Below are 24368 nucleotides of genomic sequence, written 5' to 3'. Positions count from 1 at the left end.
GTTATGAAACTCGCACTTGATTGGGACGACGAACAAGTCCGCATGGTGGCCGCAGACCGGTCAGCACGCGGAATTCGCATCCGTGCCGCCGCCGTAGTGCCCATCGGTGAGGAGGGACTGCAGGCCACTCTCGCCGAGTTGTCACGCAAGTATTCGCTAGAGAAAAGCGACGTGCTCGTCGCCATTGGCCGCGACCGTGCTGAGCTGAGGCAGATGCAGTTCCCACCGGTGCCGATCGCAGAACTACCGGACATCGTGCGATTCCAAGCGATTCGGCAATTCGCCTCAGCGGGCGATCACGCGGAAATCGATTTCATCACGACGCATACCGACGAAACAGGGATTCATGCCATCGTCGCGGCGACCGGGCCGACGCAATTGACGCCGATTCGGAAGGCGGTCGAGAAAGCCGGATGGACGCTCGACCGTGTGGGCTTGCGCCCGATCGCAGCGGCCGCGCTCTATCGACTCAAAGCGTCCGACGTGCTCGCCGATCTGTCCAAGAGCAGTGACGGCGATGAACCCGTGGTGGCGTTGATCGACTTGGTGGCCAATGAAGCGGAGATCGTCCTGCTCCGCCACGGCGAGATTACTTTCGTGCGATCGGTACGATTGCCGGACGGCGATGCGGCCACGACGAAGTCGCGGTCGGCGTCACTGGCCGGAGAAATTCGCCGCAGCATGATCGCTGGCGGTGCGGCAGGCAGCAACTGCCATGTCGTCATGTGGGGCCGCGCCGAACGACACGGCGAGGAACTGAAACTGCTTGCCGAGCGACTCTCCGGTCAACAGGAGACTCCCTGCAAAACGCGTCTGCTCGATCCCCTCGAACTGGTCGGTACCGACTCGGGAATCCGTGAGGCCACCGGCGAAATGGTGGGCCGACTGGCGCCCCTGGTGGGCTTGCTCGTCGCCGACAATGGCCACGAAAATGAGTTGATCGATTTCCTCAACCCGCGTAAAACCGTCGAGGCGTCGACCGACAAGCGAAAACTGGCGATCATGGTTGGGCTCCCCGCCGCGCTGGTATTGGGCTTGGGGTGGTTGCTATGGGGGAATCTGTCCCGCCTGACGACACAAATTGATCGCCAAACGGCGGCAAACCAAGAGCTTCGAACGAAAACCAAAGCCGCCGATCAAATGATCGAGCGGACCGAATTGGTGGATCAGTTTCTCGATAGCGATGTCAATTGGCTGGACGAGTTCGAGCAGCTCGCCGTTTCCATGCCTCCCTCAGACGAGTTGATCGTCAAGGAGGTTTTGGCGGCCGCTAATTCCCGCGGTGGCGGTGGACGAATGGTTGTCACCGGGTTGGTGACCTCGCCCGATGTGATCAAACAATTTGAAACGGTGATGCGAGACGCCGCCCATCAAGTCACCGGCGACAAAGTCACCCAGCTCCCGAGCGAAGATGCCTACCGCTGGAAGATGAGCGAAACCATTCGGCTCGCGCCCGAGGCGGTCCGCGAAAAACGCTATGCCCAAATGATGGCCGTGGGCGAACCGAGCACCGAAGGCGAACCCAGCACGGAACCAGCGACCGCACCAGCGACCGCACCGTCGCCAGCTCCGGAAGCACCCCCGGCAGCAGAACCGCAGCCTGTGGCTGAGTCCGCACCAGCGGCTGAGTCCGCACCTGAACCGGCACCGATGACTGAGCCCGCACCGGCTGCGGAACCGGCACCAGCGAGTGAGCCAGCACCAGCAACGGAATCACCAGCAACTGCTGAACCGGCACCGGCTACTGAATCCGCGCCAGCGACTGAGCCGGCGCCGGTTACTGAACCGGCACCGACGAGTGAGCCCGCGCCCGCTACTGAACCACCAGCGGCGGCTGAACCCGCACCGGCTACCGAATCCGCGCCAGCGACTGAGCTGGCGCCCGCTACTGAAACACCGTCCGACAGCCCATCCGACTCGGAGGCAATCCAATGACTCAGCGTGAACGTATTTTATCGATTGGCATTGGCGGTCTGTTTGTCGTGTTTGCATTGAACTGGGGATTCAATCAATATCGCGACGCTATCAAATTTCGTCAGGGGCGTCTGAACTCTCTGGTCAAGGAGGCTGACGACCTGCAAGCCAAACTGCTGGCGGGTGCGGAAGCCGAGCGGCAGCTCGGTGAGTACAAAGTCCGTTCGCTATCGAGCGATCCGGAAGTCGCCAAGAGCAGCTACCAGGCGTGGTTGTTGAGCACGGTAGGCCGGCTCGGAGTCGCTGATGCGGTGGTCGATCCGATCGGCAGTGGCCCCGTTGATGAGCTCTACACGCAATTCGCGTTCCGCGTTTCAGGCAAGACGGATATGAAGGGCGTTGTCGATTTAGTCTACGCGATTCAGAGCCGCGACCAACTGCACCGGATTCGCGAGATCAATTTTGCCCCTGTGCGTCAAACTCTCCGGCAAGCCGCAGGGAATACCGAAGCGAATTCCGAGATGCTCAGTCTCGTGCTGATGATCGATGCGATCGCGTTGAACATCGCCGACGCGGCGCCGGCACCTCCGAGCGAGCACCCTTCGTGGCGGATCACGCGTTCGCTCGATGCGTCGCGAGAAGCCATTTTGAATCGCAACTTTTTCCAACCGCCCAATCAAGCACCGCAGTTTGAAGGCACCGCTCAAATGGTCGTGTATCACGGGAAAGAGAACGAAGTGCCGTTGAAGTTCAGCGATCCGGAGAACCACCGCGTCAATGTGAGTATTCAAGGCGACCTGCCCGAGTGGGTCCGGTGGGATGCCGAGTCGGCGAAGTTGGTCGTGACACCGCCCGCCCAAACGACGGATGAGAACGGTAGTGACAATGCAAAGGCCATCGAACAGTTTGAGGTACAGGTGACCGCGACGGACGATGGCTACCCGCACCGGCAAACGACGCAGTTGCTGATGCTCAAAACCCAGGCTCCTCCCCCTGCACCGGCACCGCCGGCAGCCGCGCCTGGATTTGATGACGCGACGCAAACGTTCCTGACCGCGCTCGTTCAAGGCGGCGACGACTGGACGGCCTGGATGAACGTACGAACGCGAGGCACAACCTTGAAGCTAAAGATCGGTGACGAGTTCGAGATCGGATCGATCAGCGGCAAAGTCACCGGCGTGAGCGCCCGTCGGGTGACCTTGGAAATCAATGGCCAGAGCTACGAACTGCGTCCCGCCGGCAAACTCAGCGATGTGCTCGAAGGCTCGTCGTGAGCAGTGAGGGCTAGCGGGGTGTGTGGGGATCGATGGCCTCTCCAAGAGGCCCGTCTGCGTTCCTACGTCCCTGGCTGGCAACGCGATGGCCATGGTCTGCCATGTGATTTTGTCATGGGCGGCTCATTTCCAGCGCCCCGCGTTTTCGTCGGAGTGCTTTCCCGTTAGGGTTTGCGGCAGAATCCACCACGTCCCCATGTTCTCCCGCACCGCTCCACTCATGCCGTCGACAGTCGTCCGCCCTTATCAAACCGTCCTCCAATGCATCGCGGCAGTGTGGTTGATTGTCGCAGTGGCGATGGTCGTCGTGTCCTCTGCGGCGGGACGGTCAGCCAGCGACGAGCACGAGCCGACGGCATCGCCGAACATCCGCACCGATGACCTGCTGATCATCGCGGGCATCAGCGGCTTGATCGCGATCGCCGCGACCGTACCGGGCTGGACGGTTTCGATTCCGGAAAACCGGATGCCAGAACCCGATATTTCCGCGGAAGTGCCGCCCGAACGAACGGAAAATGCGGAACTCTCGCCCCATGCGATCGCGGTGGAGCGTCTCGGACACGCTTTTCTAGCGGGAATGCTAATTCGCATCACCGGGACAGTTGCGTTGTTTTTAGCCAGCAGTTATTACATGGATGCTTCACCGACACAAATCGGAATTTGGGTTTTGGGATGGCATTTGGTCCTGTTGCTGACCGAGGTCATCGTATTATCGCGTCAGATCCGTGTGTCCTGATGTTGGATCGTCATGTAGATTATCATGTTGCTCGCTAGCGCTTCGGGTTTGTAAATCGACAGCCCGCTAGTGGGTTCTGCCCGTTTTCTTCCGCCCTCCTTGTCGTTTCACGCTCCTCATGTTCTACCTGCTTGCTGCCGGCCAAGACCCGACCGATCACGCAATCCCGCATTCGCTCGTCCACTCACCATTGTTGCGAGTACCAGTAGGCGACGCGGACACGAGCATCCCCGCGATGGGGATTTACAACGGCTACTACGAATTCTTCATCACCAATCACTTGATGATGTCCGCCATTGCGGCGTTGTGCTTGATCGTCGTCGGCGTGCTGTGCTCGCGTCGGATCAGCATCTACCACGGCGAGGGACTCGGTCGCTATCAAACCCGCGGTCGGATTTCGCAGCTCTTCGAGACGATTTGCGCGTTCATTCGCGATGAGGTCGCCTACCCGAACTTGCGTGGGCTAACCGACAAGTACATCTACTACATTTGGACGGTGTTCTTTTTCATCTTGTTCGCCAATATCCTCGGCGTGATTCCGTTTGGATACATGTTGCAGATGATCACCGGCGACACACACTTTTCTCATTGGGGTGGCAGTGCGACCGGCAACCTCTCGATGACCGGCATGATGGCCCTAACGTCGCTCTTTGCGATCGTCTTCATCGGGATCCGCGAAACCAGCCTGAAGGATTTCCTCAACCACTTCAACCCAATCGGTTGGGACGGTGGGATCATGATGCTACCGATCGCGTTGATGTTGTACGTGCTCGAAGTGCTCAGCCTCCTCATCAAATGCTTCGTTTTGGCGATGAGGCTTTTCGGTACCATGATGGCCGGACACCTTGTGCTCGCCGCGTTCATCGGATTGATTTTTGCAGCCCGCGCCGCGGGCGATGGAACGGCCCTGGCTGTCAGCATTCCCGTGGTCTTGGTGGGCACGGCCCTGACGCTACTGGAATTGTTTGTGTGCTGTTTGCAAGCGTTCATTTTCACATTTTTGACCGTGCTGTTCATCGCTTCGATGGCCGTCCACGAACATGACGAGCATCTCGACGACGATGCTCATGCGATGGACGACGCCAACCAAATGGACCCGGACAAGATCTTTGATCCAGGCCGAATCAGTCCCGCCGTAGGCGCCAGTCACCCGGCCGGTGCCTAATCCCGGTTCGGCTTCGCTACGTTTGCGATATTTCAGGAAATAGCGAGTTTTCGTCCCGCATTTCCGGGTCTGAATCCGCAAGTGTCGCCGAGCGATGACAGCATTTCGCCTGGAGCGTGAGTCTCCAGGGACCAGGCGTGCGTCGGATGATTGCAAGGCTCGGAGGGGCGACAGCAACGTAAGTGAACACCGAGATCACCCTTCGGGCACGCTGGATTGTCCCGATCACCAGCCCGCCGATCGAGAATGGGTTCATCGACATTGCCGATGGACGGATTGTCCGTATCGGCACGCTCACGCCTGATAAATCGATTCACCTCGATCTCAGTGACGTCGCAATCTTACCTGGCCTGGTCAACGCACACACGCATCTCGAGTTCAGCGACCTCGCTCAGCCCATCGGCCAGCCCGCGATGGAACTCGCCGACTGGATCATCGACGTCATCCAGTCACGAGCACGCCGTGTCGAGGGCGAGAATCTCATCGTCAATTCGTCGGCAACCGTCATCGAAAGCGGAGCATCGGAAGCTGCCGAGTCGGGCACCACCTTGATCGGAGAGATCGCAACGACACCATGGCAGGCACCGTCCGCCAACGCCGAGATCCTGTCGTACGCGGAGGTTCTGGGCCTATCGTCGGGTCGCGCCGATGAACGCTTTGCAGCAGCACACCAACATCTCGATTCCCATCGGGGTGCCAGCGGCATCAGCCCGCACGCTCCGTACTCGGCACCACCGAAGCTGATCAGCCGCTGCGTTGATCGTGCTGTCCAGGCCGGTTGCCCGCTTGCGATGCACGTGGCTGAGTCGCCTGCCGAGCGAGAGTTGCTGCAGGACGGCACGGGCCCATTCGCTCGAAGTTTGCAGTCCCTCGGGCTCGATGTGGCAGCCCATTTTCCCTGGTCAATGCCATGTCCGATCACGTGGCTAATTGATTTACTCGCCCGCGCCCCTGCAGCGTCGATCGTTCACGGTAACGATCTTCGTGCCGAGGAAATCGAGCGTCTGGCCAGGCACCCAACGCTCAGCGTCGTTTACTGCCCGCGCACTCATGCCTACTTTGGCCACGCTCCACACCCCGTTGCCGCCCTGCTCGCCGCCGGCGTCAATGTCGCCCTGGGAACTGATTCCAGGGCCAGCAACCCGGACCTGCAACTCTGGCGAGAGGTGCGATATCTGCTCAATCACCGCCAAGATCTATCACCCGCCAGCGTCCTGTGGCTGGGCACCCAGGGTGGCGCTGCGGCAATGCAGCGAGATGATCGCTACGGAACGCTGCGGCATGGCCGCAGGGCGGCGTTCGCGTCGGTGCCTACCACTGCGACGACTGTGGCTTCGCTCTACGCCGATCTCGCATCCGCCGACGCGAGCTTGGTGGACATGTCGTAGGCGCCCGGTCGACGCTCTATTCGGATTCCGACTGGGCTTCCGCCGACGCCACCCATAGCTGAATTGCGTCATAGAGGGCATGGGCGATGATCGGGATCATCAAATTGCCGCTGAAGATCAGCAAGGCGCCAAAATACAAACCCATCAACCCGGTCACGGCAACGTAGAGCTTGCTGATCGGATGGACGAAACCGAACGCGATCGAGGACGCAATCCAACCGATCGTCATCTCCCAGCCGATCGAGTTGGCCCACCATGTGGTGAATCCCGACCAGGTCATCGCAGCACCCTCACTGATGTTGCTGGCGCCCGCGGACTGAACGCCAAACACCTCGGCGGCATATCCGCCGAAGGCCCACCATGGACGTACCAATGCCGCATTGTCAGGCAAGAGCGTGACCGCCTCGCCCTGCAGGACTCCGGCGATGGCTGGCATCAACCAACCGCGAAATAGGAGCTCCTCACCGACGCCAGCACACAGGCTGATCGCGAGCAGTTCGAGCGGCCCCATTTTCAGCATCAAACCCATCATCGGGTGATCTGCTAGCTGCTCCAGCTCTTGAACGGCGGGATGATTGACGCGGCGGATGCCCGCCATTAAAAGCAGCAGTGGGAAGGTTGCCAGCACCCCCAGCCCGACGCCTCCCGCCAAAGCGGGCAACTGATCGATCGACGGAACGAGTTGCCTCGGGTCGGGGCCAAACAGGTATCCCAAGACCACCGCGAGCAAGCCCAGCCCAGCTTCGACAACGACCGCCGTGCGAAACAGGGAATCAGCCGTCTGTGGCTCTTCGTCACTCTCCGAATCCGACACTTTGATTTATGCCCCCGCGCGATGGCGATAGGGATTAAACAAGAGGTAGTTCAAGTGGCGATACAGATCACTGGTATTGAGCAATTCGGCATGGCCACCTTCGCCTACCAGGTTGGGTCCATTGAGCAGCACCACGCGGTCAGCTTGGCGGAGGGTTTGCAATCGACGTGGTAATACGAGCACGAGCGATCCTGAATCAGCAAGACTCCGCAGCGCGACCAGGCATGGATCATTGTTGACGTGTTCCGTCGGTGCCGGTGGTTCCTTGACCAGTACGATCGCTGGCCGATGTAGCATCGCCCGCGCGATGCCTAGCAGATACCGAGACATCATCGACAGCCCATCGCTCGAGCGACCATCACGAAGATCCGTGACAGGCCCCACCATGGTATCGAGTCCGTCATTGAGTCGCGTGATCTGTTCGTAAATACCGAGCTGTTCGAGCACATTGACCATGTCTCGCTTATCGACGGACTTGCTCACGCCGGACATCAAGTTTTCAGTGATCGTGCCTTCCCAGAGTGGCCCATCCGGTGCTACCCACATGACCTGCTTGGCCAAAGCCTGGGGGTGAACGTCTTTGAGCGTCACGCCATCAATTTCAACGACTCCCTGTTGGGGCCTGCCAAAACCCATCAGCAGCTCCGTCAAGGACTGTGTCGAAACATCATCGGAACCGAGTAACGCGACGAGTGACTTCGGCCGCAGGGACAAGCTCAGGTCCCGCAAAATCGGTTTGCCGGTCGTATCGGACAGCGACACGTCTCGCAGTTCGACCGATTCCCGTAGCCCCGCGATCCCGACCAGGCGTTCGCTCGGCGCAACATCTTCCCCACGCTGCAGATAGAGGTAGACCGCCTCAGCGGCATGCGAACTGTGTTTGAGTTGTCGGGCCAGCTCGTTCAGCCGGGTTGCCGAGAGGGCAGCGGTCGTCAATGCCATGCCTAGCACCAAGGCGGCTGGCAAACTCAGTCCCTGTTCACCATGCAAAATATTGGCACCCAGTCCCATCACGAGGACGGCAATTGCGATACTGCTGGCGAACATTAGCAGCGGCCACACACGGCCCAGTCTGGAGTCACTGGCGGCGACCCGCCTCATCAATGCGTCCAGTTCCGCTTCGTAGGCATGCTCGGCCAATCCGCCCGCTTGGAGACGCCCCATCATCGGCGCGTCGCCAATCAGACCCACGAGTCGCTCACGCAACTGAGAGATCTCGAACTGGGACATCTCCAGCCAACCGGTGCTCCGCAGTCGCGAGTAGAGCCACCATATCGCTGCGCCACTGATGACCGCCAAAATGGCCAGCCAGACATTCACGAGCAACGCCAATGCCACGCATCCGACCAAGATCACGACGCTTCGCGGGATCACTCGGTACCAGAGCGACAGGCCCGTCGTCAGGTCCGGAAGCTCTTTGCTGATCAACTGATTCGCGCGAGATCGTTGCGCCGCAGCACCCTCGGTTTCACTGCGCCGCAGGCTCTGCTGCAGCACACGTTGATGCAGCATTTTGACCACATTCCGCGTGCGGCTATCCGACGACCAGCGATTGATCCAAACGGAAAGGCAGATAATGCCCGCGACCGAAACGCACAAGACAACCAACTGGAGCAGTTGCGCGAACGGGGTCTGAGATTGAAATGACTGCGTCAAAGGGATGTGAAGATACGTCCCCAATTCGACTTGCGAATCCATCAGTCCACGCTGGATGACACCACCCTCACGATGGGCCAGTTCGCCATCGTCCACGAGCGCCGCGACCATCCCAAAGAGGACGATCAAGACGGGGACAAATAGCCCCGCGACGATCGCCCAGAACCAGTGAAACACGGCGCCCGAGGCCGCCGCTTCTCGGCGTGGTTGATCCAAAGTTGCAAATCGATTCACGTTCCACCAGCCTCATGATTCAAATCGTCGTTGACCCGCTCAAATCGTCTAAAAACTAATTCTACACCAAGCAGGTCGGCAGGTGTTTTCTGGGCATGAATCACTACGCCAAGTCGCGATCCTCGAACATCAACATCGCCAGCATCCACACGGCGACGACGAACACAAAGAGATAATTGAACGCGCCGGCAAGGTAGATCAACGGCACGGCGTTGCCCGAATCGACCGCTGCCTGGACGTTGAACGAGTTCAAGTTGGGCACGACGACGGCGATTAGTTTCCCAACGAACCCTACCAGCTCCGTGTTCTCCTTGGCCGCCGCTACCAGTGGGCTGGTCAGGTTCCCAATCACGTAGATCGAGAAACAGGTAATGAAGTTCGCCAATAGCGGCAATCGCGTCGCCAATGCCACGGCGATGCCACCGATCGCCATTGTTTCCATGAAATACAAACCGATTACCGGCAGCGTGGTCATGATCTCTTCGTGGCCAACCTGCCACATTGGCGTGGCCCCACTCGATTCACGCGCGTCGTAAATGGGCTTGTAGCTCAGCACGATCATCAAGACGGCCGAGAGGATTACGAAAAACACCAACACGCTCAGCATGATCCCCGCGTACTTTCCCAACACGAACGATCGCCGGCTCACCGGCTTGCTCAGCACCGTGAGTGCCGTCCGGCCTTCGATTTCATCGCTGACCGAGGTCCCCGCACTCCATACCGCCAGCAACATGCCCATGATCATGATTAGCGTCACGGCACTGTCCTTGAGCAACCGAATGTCGTCGCCGAGCGTGTAGAACGGGAAAATCCCAAACAGCAAAATCCCGAACGCACCCAATGAGAGCAGCAGCAGATACAGCGGCTGAGCCATCTCATTCTTCGCCGTCGACAGGGCCAGTGCCCACACACGGGGGGCAGCCTGTCGCATCGCCAGCAATCCAGTGACCCCTAAGAAGAAGATGATCGCTGTGAACACGATCGAAGACGCTTGAGGGATCTGTGGCAAGTTTTTGAAGGTAAACACCACCCGCGCCGGGTCGATTTCTTGATTGTAAATATGCAGTTTGCTGGGGTCGCCAGGAATCGGTGGCGCCTCCCGGTCTTGGTATCGGTACTTGACCGCCTCGCTGCTACCGGGGTTCAGTTCCACCGGGGCCCGCGAGAACGTCGCTGGATCGGGTGAGTCAGCCAAGAAAACTTTCTTGTCGCTCTCGATGGTTAATTCCGCCACGCTGCGAAAGTTGTAGTTGATCTTCGCGGGCAAATACTCTGAATCGTCGCCCGATGCCGGTGCAATGGTCGCGATTTCCACCTGGGTGCCGTCGCTGAACACGTTCACCGCTGGGATGCTCGCCAGAATTTGCTGTGGTTTTTCGATAAACGGAGTCAGCAGTAATCCGAACGCGGCGAAAATTCCCGCCGTACCGAGCAGGTACGGCATCACGCCCTCGCCTAACATCAAGATGCATTCACTACGGGTGCGATGCCACATCCCATAGATCAGCCCAAATCCCAACCCGATCCCAATCGTGATCAGCGGCAGCAGCAACAATTGCTGGTAATCGCCCCCCTGCGGCAAATAGATGATGCATAGAATTGCTGAAATGATCGCTCCCGCGATGAGCGAAACGGTCACGCCCCGGTTAGGCGAATCGGCCAGTGTGCCGAGAGCGGGCACATACGAAAGCAGCGCGAGAACCCCAAACACCACCGTCACGGCGATCGCGCCGAGGAGCAACCCGATCGAAAGCACCCAAATCGGGGTAGCAAACGAGGGCAACCATTCTCCAATGGCCCCGAAAATCAGCAGCGAATCCAGCGACGTGCCCAATGAATCGAGGAACGACATCGGCGACAGGTGGGCGGCGAATGGGCCAGCGATCATGCTCGGCAACTCAAAACGAAGGAAAAAGATTGATAGGTCTGGAGGCTACGTAGTCCGGCCCCGTTTGGTTTGCGGAAAAACCATTTTCCGTATCCTGTCGCTGCCCCGCTCCGATCGCTCGAACGCTCGACCGCTAGGCAGGTCGACACATTTAATTCAGTGTAGAGTGGCGTGCGGCCCAGCTCAGGAACTGGTCGTTGGACGCTGCACGACTACATCCGACCTGACTGACTTTTTTTCGACTTCGAACTTTCTCCTAACGAGAACGCCCCCGTGAGCACGAATTCCGCCCCTCCCGCAGCCACCAACCTCCGCGACCTGCTCAGCCAAGGCTGGGAATCGAAAACCGTCAAACGGGAAATTCGCGATAACCTTTCGCGCAAGCTCGCCGCTGGTGAGGAACTCTTTCCCGGCATCGTGGGTTACGAGGACACCGTCATCCCCGAGATCAATCTGGCCCTCTTGGCCGGCCATGACATGCTGTTTCTGGGGGAAAAAGGGCAGGCCAAGAGCCGTTTGATGCGACAGCTCGTCAGCTTCCTCGACCCCTACATCCCCTACATCGATCACCCCGATTTGCCGGTGCACGAGGATCCGCTGGCGCCAATCTCCGCGGCCGGACGGCGACTCGTCGAGCAGCAAGATCCCGCCGACATTCCCATCGCTTGGTGGCCCCGCAGTGAACGCTACGCCGAACGGCTCAGCCCGGGGACAAAGTTTGCTGACATCATCGGCGAGATCGATCCCGCGAAACTCACCGGGGGCGTCAGCATGAGCTCCGAGGAAGCCCTCGCTCTGGGATTGATCCCACGCATGCATCGGGGCATCTTTGCGATGAACGAATTGCCCGAACTCGATGATCTCGTCCAAGTCGGATTATTTAATATTCTCGAAGAACGCGATGTGCAGATCCGCGGCTATCCCATTCGATTTGATGTCGATGTGATGATCCTGTTCTCGGCGAACCCCGCCACCTACAACCGCAGTGGCAAGGTCATCCCGCAACTCAAGGACCGCATCGGCACGATCGTGCAAACCCACTATCCGGTAGAACGCGAGCAGGGCATCGAGATCCTCCAGCAGGAGATTGGCGACGATCTCGGTGGTGAATACCCCGTTCACGTGCCGCTGTTCATGTACCAGATCATCGAAGAGATCACCCATCGGGCGCGGCAGAGCAAATATGTGGACCAATCTTCGGGGGTCTCGGCCAGGTTCTCGCTCGCCAACTTCCGCACCATCGTCGCCGCGGCGCGCCAACGCGGCATCGTCCACGGCGAGTCACCCGCGGTGCCCCGCATCAGCGATCTCGGGCATCTCTACGCGAGCTCACTCGGCAAACTCGAACTCGATCTGATGGGCACCCATCAAATGAGTGAGCGCCAAGTGCTCGACAACGTGATCGCCGAAGCCATCCAGATTGTCTTCAGTGAATATATCGAAGAACACGGTTTGGCCGAGATCGCGGAAATCTTTCGCGGCGGTGTCCGCGTGGAAGTCGGCGATATGCTGCCTAGCAGCCAATACGCCGAGCGATTGCAAAACGTCCCACCGGCATGGGACCGTGCCTTCGAAGTCAACGCGAGCGAAAACGAGGCGATGCGGGCTTCGTGCGTCGAGTTCATCCTCGCCGGACTGTATAGCCTCGATAAAATCAGCCGTTCTCAAAAGCACGGCAAAATCCACTACGAAACTTGATCGATCGCCAACGCGTCCAGCCCGACGTCTCACCAAGGGCCGCGGACGTAATAAATTCCGTACTGATCGGTGTGGCTGGGCCAATTTGGGGTCGGCTGAAATTGGCCGGGCTGCGCTGCGCCCGGTGTCGATGCGTTGCGGCCGAATTGTGAATGGACCGGGTACATCAAGTTCTGGCTGACACCCCATGAATACGTTTGACGCATGCTAACGGTCGGCGGCACAACGAGGGCCGTCGGTTGACCGTAGGGAGCGTAGTAATAGTTGCCATGCCACGGCCGCGTTTGGGCGTAGTTCATGTTCCAAACATTCGTCATCCCATAAAAATCGCCAGCCTGGGCGGACGTTGTTGCTGTGGCCCCGCCGCACGCGGCGGCAGCGGAGACCGCCAAAGTGAGTAGCGTTTTTCGCATCATGACAGAGTTCCTGATCGGTGAATGAGTTAGGCGGGTGCGTCCTCTAGCGAGGAATTCGCAGCACGTTCCAGTAGAAATTGCTGAGACCCGTCCGGACGGGTGGGTAGTAATACGAAACGTGCGTCCGATTCATCCCGCGTCCACCGTCATAATAGTTATGGAATCGGTCATGATGCTTATAAAGCATCTCATGCGGGTGAAATGGCTGATACGTGATGTACGTTTGGCCCATATTCGGTGGTACTGGCACCGGCGAGACGTACATCTGTGCATTGGCCGAGTTGGCGGCACCTTGCGTGTAAAAGTTGTGGAACAGGTCAGGTTGGCCGTATTCACGCCCCTGTGCCACTCCACCACCGACGCCGGCCCCCCCGCCACAGTTTCCATTGGCACAATCGCCCCCGGAAGTCGTGTTGTTGGAAATGCCTGTGACGCCCTCTGCGGTATCGCCTACGACGGTATCACTGACGACTCGCGAGCTGACGATTCGCTCGCCGCCGAAGTGACCTTGGCCGCCAAAGGCGTGGGCCGCCGAACCGCCGGAGATCAACGACGCCGACGCCGCCAGTGCGACCATGACATTCTTGTAGCGCCGTGTGGCTCTTTGCGCCGTCGCCACAGCTTGATTGATGTTTCGCTTCATATCCGCGTTCCTCCTGAACGACGACCTGGGATGAGATGTTTACTTTGGATGTTTTCGGCTCCCCCGCCCGCCAATCATCACATCTTCGCTAGTCGCCGCTATGACCCTGAGTTTAGGGGGAATCCGCATATTCGTCAGAAATGGGCTAGCGCTGGACCGCTAAACCTCTGGGGGTGCAATGCTTTTGCATTGCGCAAGTTTTCTTCTGCATCTCCGCTTCCTGAAGACCAGACCAAATTGTCCAGTCTCCCCGTCTCCCCCCCCCCTGCGTTTGAGAACCGTGGAATGCGTTTGAGAGCCGCGGAATCGTTGACACAGGTGACGTCACGCTGGCTCCTCAGCGGCAAGCCGTTGAAAACGGCGTGAACGACGATGCGGTGATCCGGTCGGTCTATCCCCCTCGGTCGACGGTTGTCAGATTGCATTCAGAAATCGCTTTAGTTCGCGGCGTTTCAGTCCGATCCCTTTAACGGGACAGCCGTTAGGGTTTCGCTACTAGGCACAGGGTCGCTATAACCCCCAAACCTCGGCCCCGGACAGCACATTCGCTCGCACACCAATACGACAGGAACCACCAGGCGTGGCAAAACGGCGTTCTTCCTCCTCTGACAGCACGAAAAATGGAAAACCCAATCGGGGCGGCGTCCCCGACGAATCCATGTTTCGTGAAATCGAGAACATTCCTCTGCGGATGGCGGCTCAGGATCGCTACCTGAACTATTCGCTCTCGGTGATCACCTCCCGCGCACTGCCCGATGTGCGGGACGGACTCAAACCGGTCCAGCGGCGGATTCTGTACACGATGTTCCAACAGCGACTCGACTCCACGGCGAAGCACCGCAAGTGTGCCAAGGTCGTCGGTGACGTGATGGGTAACTACCACCCCCACGGTGACAGTTCGATCTACGAAGCCCTCGTGCGGATGAGTCAGTGGTTTTCGCTGCGGATGCCAATGATCGACGGCAGCGGCAACTTCGGCAGCATCGATGGTGACAACGCCGCGGCGATGCGGTACACCGAATGCCGAATGATGCCGATCGCCTCGGAGGTGCTCGCCGACCTTGCGACGCGAACGGTGGCGTTCAAGGCGAGCTACGACGGTACCCGGGAAGAGCCCGTCGTGCTGCCCACGCGAGTTCCGAACATGCTCGTCAACGGGGCCACGGGCATCGCCGTCGGCATGGCCACAAACATCCCGCCGCACAACCTGAAGGAAGTCTGCAACGCACTGCTGAAACTGCTCCGTGATCCTGAGATCAAGGACTATCAACTCGTCGCTGCCGACGCGATCGCAGGCCCCGACTTCCCGACCGGTGGATTGATCGTCAATACCAAGGACGAACTGAGGGAAATTTACGCCACCGGTACCGGCACGATCAAACTTCGCGGTGTCGGCCAAGTCGCTGAGTCCACGAAGTCCGGTGATATTCTCCGCATCACCGAAATCCCCTTCGGTGTTAACAAAGCGCAGATGGTCGAGCGGATCACCGAGCTCGTCTATGCGAACAAACTGCCGTTGGTCGAGGAAGTCCGCGATCTGTCGAGCGAAGACATTCGCGTCGATCTGCTGCTGAAAAAGGACGCGGACCCAGAAAAAGTGTTGGCGTTTCTCTACAAACACACACCGCTACAGACCAATTTCAATGTCAATTTGACGTGTCTGACACCGACGGAGAACCCGGAGGTCGGTTCGCCGCGGCGATTATCGCTCAAAGAGATCTTGTGGTACTTCCTCAAGTTCCGTTTCGACGTGCTGACAGCGCGTTTGACGAACGAGCTGAACTCTTTGCTGCGGCGGATCCACATCCTCGAAGGCTTCGCGATTGTCTTCGATGCGCTCGACGCAATCATCAAGATCATTCGCGCTAGCGACGGCAAAGCCGATGCGGCAGCCAAGATCATGAAACGGTTTCCCGCTGAGAAAGGTGGTCTCGATGCCGAGCAAACCGATGCCATCCTCGAGCTGAAACTCTATCGATTGGCACGTCTGGAAATCAACGTGATCCTCGATGAACTCAAGGCCAAACGCAAACGCGTCGGAGAGATCGAGAAACTGTTGGCCGATGACCACGAGGACTTTGGTTCGTCAGGGCGTTGGAATATCATTCGCGACGAACTCAACTCGCTCGTCACGGAGTACGGCAAAGGCGATCAAGGTCGCCGACGTAGCAAGATCATCGTACCGACCGAGGAGGTCGAATATACGGAAGAAGACTTCATCATCGCTGAGAACTGTCACGTGATGGTCACCGTCGATGGCTGGGTCAAACGCCAGAAACTGATCGCCGATCCTGCCAAAAGCAGGCTTCGCCAGGGCGACCAAGTACTCGCGTGCGTGGCCGGCAACACGCGGGAAACGATCGCATTCTTCAGTTCGCTGGGCGTCTGCTACACCGCTCGAATGCAAGACATTCCCGCCTCGACCGGTTTTGGTGAGCCGATTCAAAAGCTGTTCAAGTTCAAAGACGGCGAACGTATCGTCGCGGCGATGTCTTTCGATCCACGGATCATCGGCAACATCAGCGAAGATCCCAAAGGCGTGTACTATCCCGAAACGCATGCCTTTGCCGTCTCGAGCGATGGCTATAGCCTCCGTTTTGGTTTGCCTTCCTTCGGAGAACCCTCGACCCGTGCCGGACGCCGCTTTGCCCGGGTGACCCCGGGTGCTTCGATCGTAGACGTCGTCACGGTGCATGGCACGGAAACCGTGCTCGCCGTTTCGGCCGACGCCCGCGCGATGGTCTGCCCGGTCGACGAAGTCAATTATCTCTCCGGTGCGGGGAAAGGTGTTCTGTTGATCAAGCTCGCCACCACCGATCGATTGCTCGGTTTTAAAACGTCCGTCGGCGACCGAGACCTCATGACCGTCGTCACGAACCGGGGGGCGAGAAAGACAATCTCGACGGCCAAATACCGCACGACGTCACGGGGTGGGCGTGGTATCGAACTGCAGAAGAACGGCAAGATTGCCGAAATCGTCCAAGCCCCCATTGAGCCACCCAAGAATTTTGACGAATAGCAAGAGCGACTCGCCATTCGCTCATGCCTGAACCCTTTTCTTCCCCTCTTCCCTACTTCCAATTATGTCGACTGCAACTCCACCGAGCACGTATAACGCGAAAGACATCATCGCGCTCGAGGGACTCGATCCCGTCCGCAAGCGTCCGGGGATGTACATTGGTGGCGTCAATTCGACGGGGCTGCATCACTTGATCTGGGAGATCGTCGACAACTCGGTTGACGAAGCCATGAACGGCTACGCCAGCGAGATCAACGTCACGCTGCATAAAGACGAACAAACGATCACGGTCAGCGACAACGGACGCGGGATTCCCGTCGACAAGCATCCCAAGACCAAGAAACCGGCGCTCGAAATGGTGCTGACCGTGCTGCACGCGGGGGGCAAGTTCGAAGGCGCTAACTACAAAACCTCCGGCGGTTTGCACGGTGTCGGCGCGTCGGTCGTCAACGCGCTCAGCAAAGAACTCGTCGCGGTCGTCAAACGCGATGGGGCCCAGTACCGGATGACGTTCGCGCGGGGCGTCGCGACGTCTAAGTTGCAGAAACTTAAGGGTGCCGTTCGCGGGACAGGAACGACGATCACGTTCAAACCCGATCCGACCATCTTTCCCAAAACGACTTTCAATGGCGAGACCATCGCCGCCCGACTCGAAACCGCGTCGTTCCTGCATCGTGGCGTCAAGGTCACCTACATCGACGAAGTCGCCGGGACCAAAGTCACCTACCTGCATGAAAACGGCATCGTTGACTATCTCTCGAAAGTCGTCAAAGAACGCGGCGCCCGAGCGATCCATGATACGCCGTTTACCTACCGGATCGACGAAAACGAGCGTCTCGAAGTGGCGCTCCAGTGGACCGAATCGACCGACGAGCATGTGCGGTCGTACGTCAACGGGATACCGACGGCCAGCGGAGGGTCGCATGAGAACGGTTTTCGCAGTGGCCTCGTCAAGGCCGCCCGGAACTATATCGACACCCACGATCTGACCCCACGCGGCGTGAAAATTACTCACGAAGATATCCGCGAAGGCTTGATCGCGATTATCTCGCTGTTCATCGCCGAGCCTCAGTTCCAAGGTCAGACGAAAGATCGACTGAACAATCCCGAGGCGCAGGGATTCGTCGAATCGCACGTCCGCGGTGCGATGGAGCAGTGGCTCAATAACAACCCGAGTATCGCCGACGGTGTGATCGCGCGGGTGATCGCGGCGGCCCGTGCCCGGGCCGCCTCGCGTGCGGCCAGCGACGCAGTGTCGCGTAAAGGAGGCTCCAAACGCGTGATGCTCCCCAGCAAGCTGGGTGATTGTGTCTCGGGTGGGAAAGGCAAAACCGAACTGTTCATCGTCGAAGGTGACTCGGCTGGCGGGAGTGCCAAACAGGGACGCGATCGAAACTATCAAGCAATCTTGCCACTGCGCGGCAAGGTGCTCAATACCGAGTCAGCGACCATGAAGAAGATTCTCGATAACAAGGAAATCCAAGACTTGATCGCCACGCTCGGCTGCGGCATCGGCGCCCATGTCAATTTGCCTGACTTGCGATATGACCGCATCATTCTGCTCGCCGATGCCGACTCGGACGGGCATCACATCACGACGCTGTTGCTCACGTTCTTCTACCGTCACATGCCAGCATTGATCGCCGATGGACGCTTGCATATCGCCGTGCCACCGCTGTATCGAGTGGACATTGGCAAAGAAACCTACTGGGCCGCCGATGAAGTTGCCCGCGATCAAATCGTCGGCGAACATGGCGGTCGCGCCGAACCCAAAATCACTCGGTTTAAAGGGCTTGGCGAAATGGATCCGAAGGTGCTCTGGAACACGACGCTCGATCCCAGCAAACGGAGACTGTTGAAAGTCGAAATTGACGATCATCTCGAGACCGACAAAGCCATCAGTGACCTGATGGGCCGCGATGCCTCCGCACGGTTCCGATTTATTATGGAACGGGCCGAGGACGCCAGCGAGATTGACGTCTAAGCGTCGCTCAGTTCGCCCCGTTGTGTATCGGGTCTTGTGAAAGACGGGTCTTGTGAAAGATCCTCCAGCACTGGGGTGCCTGAAAGCAGGCCAGGACCTTTTAAAAGATCCACTATTGAGAACCGGCATGTTATCATGAAAACGACTGCCACTAACGTGTACCTTCCACTACGAGACTTATTGAGCCATGACGAATAAACATTCGCGTCGCGATATTCTAAAAACATCCACCGCTGCTGCCGCTGGACTGGCCTTCTATCACGGCGCGTCCGGGCGGAGGATCTCGGCAGCGGAGAGTCCCAATGACAAGCTTCGGATCGCTTGCATTGGTGTTGGCGGGCGAGGGGCCGCGAACGTTTCAGGTGTTCAGAGCCAGGACATGGTGGCCTTTGTTGATGTCGATGAAGCTCGCGCCGGTGGCACGTTTAAAAAGTTTCCAAACGTCACGCGGTATAAGGATTACCGCAAGATGTTCGACAAACTCGGCGAGGAACTTGATGCCGTCGTGATCAGCACCCCGGATCATTCGCACTTTCATCCGGCCAGTATCGCGATGCACCACGACCTGAACGTGTATCTCGAAAAGCCGCTCGCGCACAATGTGTTCGAAACACGCACGCTGTGCGACCTGGCGCGGGAGAAGAAACTCGCCACCCAGCTTGGCAACCAACGCCATGCGATTCCGAACATGCACCGTGTTGTGGAACTGATCCAGTCGGGGGCGATCGGCAAAGTACACGAGGTGCACAGTTGGATCGGTGGCGATCGCGGAATGCCGGACATGCCGACCTCAAAACCACCGGTCCCCAAAACCCTGGACTACGATCTATGGGTTGGGCCGGCCAAATTCTTCCCCTACGAACCGACGATCTGTCCGTATGGATGGCGTTTTTGGTGGGAGTTTGGGACGGGCGAGACGGGCAACTGGGGCTGCCATATTCTGGACATCCCGTATTGGGCTCTCGGTCTAAAATACCCCAATCGTGTCGACGCAGTCGGGCCGCCCGTCGATGCGTTGCGAACGCCGAAGTCGATGCATGTCACGTATCGGTTTCACGAAACGAATCAAGACGCACCCGTTGATTTGAACTGGTATCTCGGCACGCCCAATGATTTGCTGAAGAAGCATGGCCTCTCCGGAAAGGGAATGAATACCGTGTTCATGGGCAGCGACGGGATCCTGGTATGTGGATTCAGCAGCCGAAAGTTGTATCCAGAGGAAAAGTTTGCGGACTTCAAAGCCCCTGAGCCCTTCGTTCCCGATTCGCCCGGTTTCTACAATGAATGGATTGCCGCATGCAAAGGCGGCCCGGCAGCGACCTGCAATTTTGACTACACCGGTCCGATGGCCGAATCCGTCCTGCTCGGGAATGTGGCCTATCGCGCCGAAGGATTCACCTGGGACGCGGAGACGATGACAACCGGTGACAATCCCCAGGCCCAGTCCCTGATCCGCACGCCGTACCGGCAAGGCTGGGAGATCTGAGACGAGACCGCGACGCCAGGCAGTGACCCCGGACGCCCGTCCGGGGTTTGGGGAAGCGAGGCCGGGTGAGTCGGGAAATGACGACACGGTGGAAGCCTGTTCTCCGTTTTTTCAGTCTGGTATGTTGGGCAACGTCGCATACTTCTCGCCCCTCTCACTCGAATCCACATGTCGACCACCAACCGCCTCGCCGCGAACCGCTATCCCGTGACCGTCGTCATCGGGTTGGAAGTGCATGCCCAGCTCAAGACGCGGACCAAGTTGTTCTGTGGCTGCACGACCCAGTTCGGGATGCCCGCCAATACACAGGTATGTCCCGTGTGTCTGGGGATGCCGGGGGCGCTGCCGGTGATCAACCGCGAGGCGATCCGGTTGTCGGTCCGCACGGGACTCGCATTGAATTGCTCGATTCCGCCACTGACGAAGTGGGATCGCAAACAGTACTTTTATCCCGATTTGCCCAAAGGGTACCAAATCAGCCAATTCGATCTGCCGATTTGTGCCGATGGCTACCTCAACATCGCTGACCCCGCCGATCCTGATTCGACACGTCACATCGGCATCATCCGCGCTCACTTGGAAGAGGACGCAGGCAAGAGTATCCACGATGAGTCTGCGGGCGTTTCGGACACGAAGATCGACCTGAATCGCTGCGGCACTCCGCTGCTGGAGATTGTCAGCCAGCCGGACCTGCGTTCGGCCGCCGAAGCCAAGGAGTACTTGAGCGAGCTCAAACTGCTGCTCACCCACCTCGATGTCTCGGATTGCGAGATGCAGGAAGGCAGTTTGCGCGCCGATGCGAACGTGAACCTGCACCTCGACGTCGATGGCAAGAAAGTCGCCACGCCAATCGTGGAGGTCAAAAACCTCAATAGTTTCCGCAACGTGCAGCGTGCGATCGACTACGAAATTGAGCGGCAACTGATCGAGTGGGAAGATTCAGGAAAAACGATTGACGATGCCCCCAAACGCACCTTCGGTTGGGACGACGTCGGCGAGCGAACCTTTCCGCAACGCGAGAAGGAAGAATCCGCGGATTACCGGTACTTCCCCGATCCCGATTTGTTGCCGGTGCGGTTGCCACGGGAATGGATTGAGGAGATCGGTGAGTCGCTCGGCGAATTGCCCGCCGTCACACGGACTCGGCTGCAGGACCAATACGGGCTGAAGTTCTACGATGCCGACGTGATCGTCAATCAAGGCCCCCCGATGATTGCATACTTCGAAACAGCTGCGGAACACAGCGGTGACGCAAAGAAGGCATCGTCGTGGATGATGCAAGAGGTCATGCGAACGATCAAGGAACGCGATGTTCACGTTGAGTCATTTCCCGTCCCGCCTGCTCGGTTGGGCGATTTGATTCAAAAAATTGTCGATGGCAAACTGGATAATGCACGGGCACGCGATGTCTTTGAATACTTGCTCGATCACGATGTCAGTGTCGATGCGGCGCTCGCGGCACTCGGGATCGAATCGGTTGACGACAACGACTTGCTCGAACTGTGCCGCGATTTGTTAGCGGCTAACCCGCAGGTCGTTGCGGACGTGAAAGCAGGAAAGCAACAAGCCGTTGGTGCATTGATTGGGAAAGCCCGCGGTAAAAACCCTAACGCCAACCCGCAAGCGGTCCGGCAAACCCTGCTCGATCTGATTGCAGATGCATAGGTAAGCAGCCTGTGTGAAGTTGCGTCTGATTGAGTGTTGGCGGCACGGCCCATTGGAGTGCCTGAGGCACGTCGGGCTGCTCATACGGCAACGTCCTTGCCTGCATTGATCAGTGCACTTTTGCTTTCGCCATTTCGTCAGCGAGATAGGCAGCCAGTTTTGCGGGGGTGGGATAATTCCAGGCCACTGCAGGAGTCAACTCGACGCCCAGCCAATCGTCCAGTTCGCCACTCAGTTCGACTGCCGACATGGAATCCAATCCGTGATCAGCAAAGCGAGTTTCAGGGCAGACGTCACGTGCGTCCATACCGTTCCGATGGATCAGCCATGCCATCATCCAGGCTTCGATTTGCTGTGTCGCATCGTCGCGTGAATCCTCATCGACGGACTGCGGCAATGCTGGCAATTTCTCCGGCACGCCTTGGTCAATAAGGATTGAGCGGGACCATTCGTAGCGGGCGTTGATCTCATCGGATTCGAGCAAACGACGACACGCCGAACGCTGAACTTTCCCGCTGGTGGTTACTGGAATCGCGCCGGGACGGGTCAAGACAACTTGCCGCGGGTCAATCTCGTGCTCCTCAATGATCTGCCGGCGCACGCGACGCACTCGGTTCGGGAGGAATGCATCGTCGACATGCCGCGAGATCTCAGCGACCACGGACAAGGCTTCTCCGACATAGGAATCGGTCGCCAAGGCAACGCACCTGACCACCTCGTCACCGAGCGCGCGCTGCACGGAGGCTTCAATGTCCTGCGGGAAATGATTCCGACCGCGCAGAATGATCACATCTTTCGAACGACCGGTCACGTACAGGCAGCCGTCATGAATGAAGCCCAGGTCTCCGGTGCGAAGGAATTCTCCGGCCGCTTCATCGTCAGCGATACGGGCGTTGAACAGGTCAGCATTGATGTCGTCGCGTTGCCAGTAGCCCTGAGCGATGGATTCGCCTTGTAACCAAACCTCACCGATCTCGCCATCGGTCAGCCGTGTGCACCGGTCGGGGGCAACGATCTCGATCCGCATGCCGACGCAGGGTTCTCCACAACAAACGATTGTCCGAGTTTGATTTCGCGGATGGTCTTCACCGACAGGCGTCCCGCGACCGCGTGACAGGCTGTCGCGATCAACATGGAGCCTCGGAACGCTTGGGTTCGAACGACTGCTCGCAGCCAACAGGGTCGCTTCCGCTAATCCGTAGCAAGGGATGAACGCGCCGGCGCGGAATCCTGCGGCGGCAAAATGAGCAGCAAACCGATCGAGCGTTTCCACCGCAATCGGCTCGGCGCCACAAAAAGCGACCTCCCAACGACTCAAATCCAGTTCAGCGGCTTGGTCAGGGGTGATACGATCCAGGCATAGCTCGTACGCAAAATTGGGCGCGCCGCTGATGGTCGCACCTGTATTGGAAATGGCCGCGAGCCAACTCATTGGCTTTGCCAAAAAAGAACCTGGGGACATCAGAGTCGTGTGCCCGCCCAGGTAGATGGCTTCGAGAATCCCACCAATCAAACCCATGTCATGAAACGGTGGCAACCAGAACACAGCCGATGTGTAGTCTTCCTCGACCGCATCGCTCCGGTGCAGATCAAAGGCTTGGCGAATCGACTCTAAATTGGCCATTAAATTCGCATGCGAAACCATGACGCCTTTGGGATCGCTCGTCGACCCGCTCGTGTATTGCAGCAGCCCCAGGTCCGTGGACTCGATTTGAGCGAGACTCGCACCTGGATCGTTCGCGAACGGAGTGGTACGGGGCGCATCGGTAGCCAACGTGAGCAACGAGTTGACCGCTGGACTGACTCGTTTCGGATCAATCGCTGCCAACGTTTTGGCATCGGCCAAGAGCAGTTTGGGAGCACAGTCTTTGGCCGCGGAGTCCAATCGTGGCATCGCCCGACCCGGCTTGGGGAAACAGGTCGGCACGGGAACGAGCCGACTGTACTGGCAGGCGAGAAAACCGACGGTGAATTCGAGGCCGGGGGGAAATAGCAGTAGTGCTCGCTCTCCGCGCCTAGGATCCGCGGATTCCCGCTCAGCCGCATCCCGACCATCAGTGCCACGACGCCCCATCACGTCGCAAATGCGAGCGCACAGCTCCATGACGCGGTCATGCAGACCGCCATAAGTCAACGTCGATTGACTGCCGTCGTCTTCGACGAAAGTTAATGCGGGTCGATCAGGATGTCGTTGGGCCTGCTCATGGAGCAGATGCGGCAGCGACTGCCAACGAGGTGTCCTTTGAGCAGCCGAGGCCGGATTCCGAAGCATGGGCGGTAGGATGTCAGAGGTGAATTGCGTAAAAACAGCTCTTGAGATAATCGCTGGCAAAAAAAGCTGAAGCGTTCATTGGATGGTCATGCGATAGCATAGGACCCCTTGCAGTG

General features: G+C 58.4%; 16 protein-coding genes. 10 read left to right on the top strand and 6 right to left on the bottom strand.

Annotation, left to right across the window (positions count from 1 at the left end; genetic code table 11):
* Positions 1 to 3: 3 nt before the first annotated feature.
* From SH410x_RS18505 to SH410x_RS18485, 5 genes are all read left to right on the top strand, one after another.
* Positions 4 to 1935, top strand: a complete 1932-nt coding sequence (locus SH410x_RS18505) for a hypothetical protein (RefSeq protein WP_473669727.1) — start codon at positions 4 to 6, stop codon at positions 1933 to 1935.
* Entirely contained in the window at positions 1932 to 3188 is a 1257-nt protein-coding gene (locus tag SH410x_RS18500) for a hypothetical protein (RefSeq protein WP_473669725.1), read from the top strand. The genes SH410x_RS18505 and SH410x_RS18500 overlap by 4 nt, the downstream gene beginning before the upstream one ends.
* 220 nt (positions 3189 to 3408) lie before the next feature.
* On the top strand, positions 3409 to 3924 hold the full coding sequence (locus SH410x_RS18495; RefSeq protein WP_473669723.1) for a hypothetical protein: 516 nt from the start codon (positions 3409 to 3411) through the stop codon (positions 3922 to 3924).
* Between the two features lie 118 nt (positions 3925 to 4042).
* A complete protein-coding gene (gene atpB / locus SH410x_RS18490) occupies positions 4043 to 5089 on the top strand; it encodes a F0F1 ATP synthase subunit A (protein ID WP_473669721.1) in 1047 nt (348 codons plus the stop codon).
* 182 nt (positions 5090 to 5271) lie between these two features.
* Positions 5272 to 6477, top strand: coding sequence for an amidohydrolase family protein (locus SH410x_RS18485; RefSeq protein WP_473669719.1), 1206 nt, complete (start codon positions 5272 to 5274; stop codon positions 6475 to 6477).
* A 16-nt stretch (positions 6478 to 6493) separates the two neighbouring features.
* Here SH410x_RS18485 and SH410x_RS18480 read toward each other — a convergent pair whose 3' ends face one another.
* The 3 genes from SH410x_RS18480 to SH410x_RS18470 form a co-directional block, all read right to left on the bottom strand.
* A complete protein-coding gene (locus SH410x_RS18480; RefSeq protein WP_473669717.1) occupies positions 6494 to 7291 on the bottom strand; it encodes a CPBP family intramembrane glutamic endopeptidase in 798 nt (265 codons plus the stop codon).
* Between the two features lie 6 nt (positions 7292 to 7297).
* Entirely contained in the window at positions 7298 to 9181 is a 1884-nt protein-coding gene (locus tag SH410x_RS18475) for an ATP-binding cassette domain-containing protein (protein WP_473669715.1), read from the bottom strand.
* Between the two features lie 103 nt (positions 9182 to 9284).
* Positions 9285 to 11069 carry an ABC transporter permease gene (locus SH410x_RS18470; protein WP_473669713.1) on the bottom strand — a complete coding sequence of 595 codons (1785 nt, stop codon included), beginning with the start codon at positions 11067 to 11069 and terminating at the stop codon, positions 9285 to 9287.
* A 273-nt stretch (positions 11070 to 11342) separates the two neighbouring features.
* Here SH410x_RS18470 and SH410x_RS18465 point away from each other — a divergent pair, with 273 nt between their 5' ends.
* Positions 11343 to 12767: a magnesium chelatase ATPase subunit I gene (locus tag SH410x_RS18465; RefSeq protein ID WP_473669711.1), complete on the top strand. Its 1425-nt coding sequence runs from the start codon at positions 11343 to 11345 to the stop codon at positions 12765 to 12767.
* A gap of 29 nt (positions 12768 to 12796) precedes the next feature.
* Here the strand turns inward: SH410x_RS18465 and SH410x_RS18460 are convergent, their stop codons facing one another.
* Both SH410x_RS18460 and SH410x_RS18455 read right to left on the bottom strand, forming a co-directional pair.
* Positions 12797 to 13183: a hypothetical protein gene (locus SH410x_RS18460; protein ID WP_473669709.1), complete on the bottom strand. Its 387-nt coding sequence runs from the start codon at positions 13181 to 13183 to the stop codon at positions 12797 to 12799.
* A 43-nt stretch (positions 13184 to 13226) separates the two neighbouring features.
* Positions 13227 to 13826, bottom strand: coding sequence for a hypothetical protein (locus SH410x_RS18455; RefSeq protein WP_473669707.1), 600 nt, complete (start codon positions 13824 to 13826; stop codon positions 13227 to 13229).
* A gap of 580 nt (positions 13827 to 14406) precedes the next feature.
* On the opposite strand from SH410x_RS18455, the gene SH410x_RS18450 reads away from it, so the two are divergent.
* The 4 genes from SH410x_RS18450 (at position 14407) to gatB (ending at position 21980) form a co-directional block, all read left to right on the top strand.
* Positions 14407 to 16845, top strand: coding sequence for a DNA gyrase/topoisomerase IV subunit A (locus tag SH410x_RS18450; RefSeq protein ID WP_473669705.1), 2439 nt, complete (start codon positions 14407 to 14409; stop codon positions 16843 to 16845).
* A gap of 64 nt (positions 16846 to 16909) precedes the next feature.
* Complete coding sequence (locus SH410x_RS18445) at positions 16910 to 18829, top strand: DNA gyrase/topoisomerase IV subunit B (RefSeq protein WP_473669703.1); 1920 nt, start codon at positions 16910 to 16912, stop codon at positions 18827 to 18829.
* A 187-nt stretch (positions 18830 to 19016) separates the two neighbouring features.
* A complete protein-coding gene (locus SH410x_RS18440; protein ID WP_473669700.1) occupies positions 19017 to 20315 on the top strand; it encodes a Gfo/Idh/MocA family oxidoreductase in 1299 nt (432 codons plus the stop codon).
* A gap of 168 nt (positions 20316 to 20483) precedes the next feature.
* A complete protein-coding gene (gatB, locus tag SH410x_RS18435; RefSeq protein WP_473669698.1) occupies positions 20484 to 21980 on the top strand; it encodes an Asp-tRNA(Asn)/Glu-tRNA(Gln) amidotransferase subunit GatB in 1497 nt (498 codons plus the stop codon).
* A 109-nt stretch (positions 21981 to 22089) separates the two neighbouring features.
* Here the strand turns inward: gatB and SH410x_RS18430 are convergent, their stop codons facing one another.
* Positions 22090 to 24252: an AMP-binding protein gene (locus SH410x_RS18430; protein WP_473669696.1), complete on the bottom strand. Its 2163-nt coding sequence runs from the start codon at positions 24250 to 24252 to the stop codon at positions 22090 to 22092.
* Between the last annotated feature and the right edge of the window lie 116 nt (positions 24253 to 24368).

This window comes from Rhodopirellula sp. SH410 (genome assembly GCF_055811895.1).
Note: the sequence above shows the minus strand (reverse complement) of the source record. Positions and strands in the feature narration are given on the sequence as shown.

What these genes read in the sequence shown, in the direction of transcription:
- SH410x_RS18505 (WP_473669727.1), top strand. Translation starts at nt 4, where the DNA reads ATGAAACTCGCACTTGATTGGGACGACGAACAAGTCCGCATGGTGGCC.
- SH410x_RS18500 (WP_473669725.1), top strand. Translation starts at nt 1,932, where the DNA reads ATGACTCAGCGTGAACGTATTTTATCGATTGGCATTGGCGGTCTGTTT.
- SH410x_RS18495 (WP_473669723.1), top strand. Translation starts at nt 3,409, where the DNA reads ATGCCGTCGACAGTCGTCCGCCCTTATCAAACCGTCCTCCAATGCATC.
- atpB (WP_473669721.1), top strand. Translation starts at nt 4,043, where the DNA reads ATGTTCTACCTGCTTGCTGCCGGCCAAGACCCGACCGATCACGCAATC.
- SH410x_RS18470 (WP_473669713.1), bottom strand. Translation starts at nt 11,069, where the DNA reads ATGATCGCTGGCCCATTCGCCGCCCACCTGTCGCCGATGTCGTTCCTC.
- SH410x_RS18460 (WP_473669709.1), bottom strand. Translation starts at nt 13,183, where the DNA reads ATGATGCGAAAAACGCTACTCACTTTGGCGGTCTCCGCTGCCGCCGCG.
- SH410x_RS18455 (WP_473669707.1), bottom strand. Translation starts at nt 13,826, where the DNA reads ATGAAGCGAAACATCAATCAAGCTGTGGCGACGGCGCAAAGAGCCACA.
- SH410x_RS18445 (WP_473669703.1), top strand. Translation starts at nt 16,910, where the DNA reads ATGTCGACTGCAACTCCACCGAGCACGTATAACGCGAAAGACATCATC.
- SH410x_RS18440 (WP_473669700.1), top strand. Translation starts at nt 19,017, where the DNA reads ATGACGAATAAACATTCGCGTCGCGATATTCTAAAAACATCCACCGCT.
- gatB (WP_473669698.1), top strand. Translation starts at nt 20,484, where the DNA reads ATGTCGACCACCAACCGCCTCGCCGCGAACCGCTATCCCGTGACCGTC.
- SH410x_RS18430 (WP_473669696.1), bottom strand. Translation starts at nt 24,252, where the DNA reads ATGCTTCGGAATCCGGCCTCGGCTGCTCAAAGGACACCTCGTTGGCAG.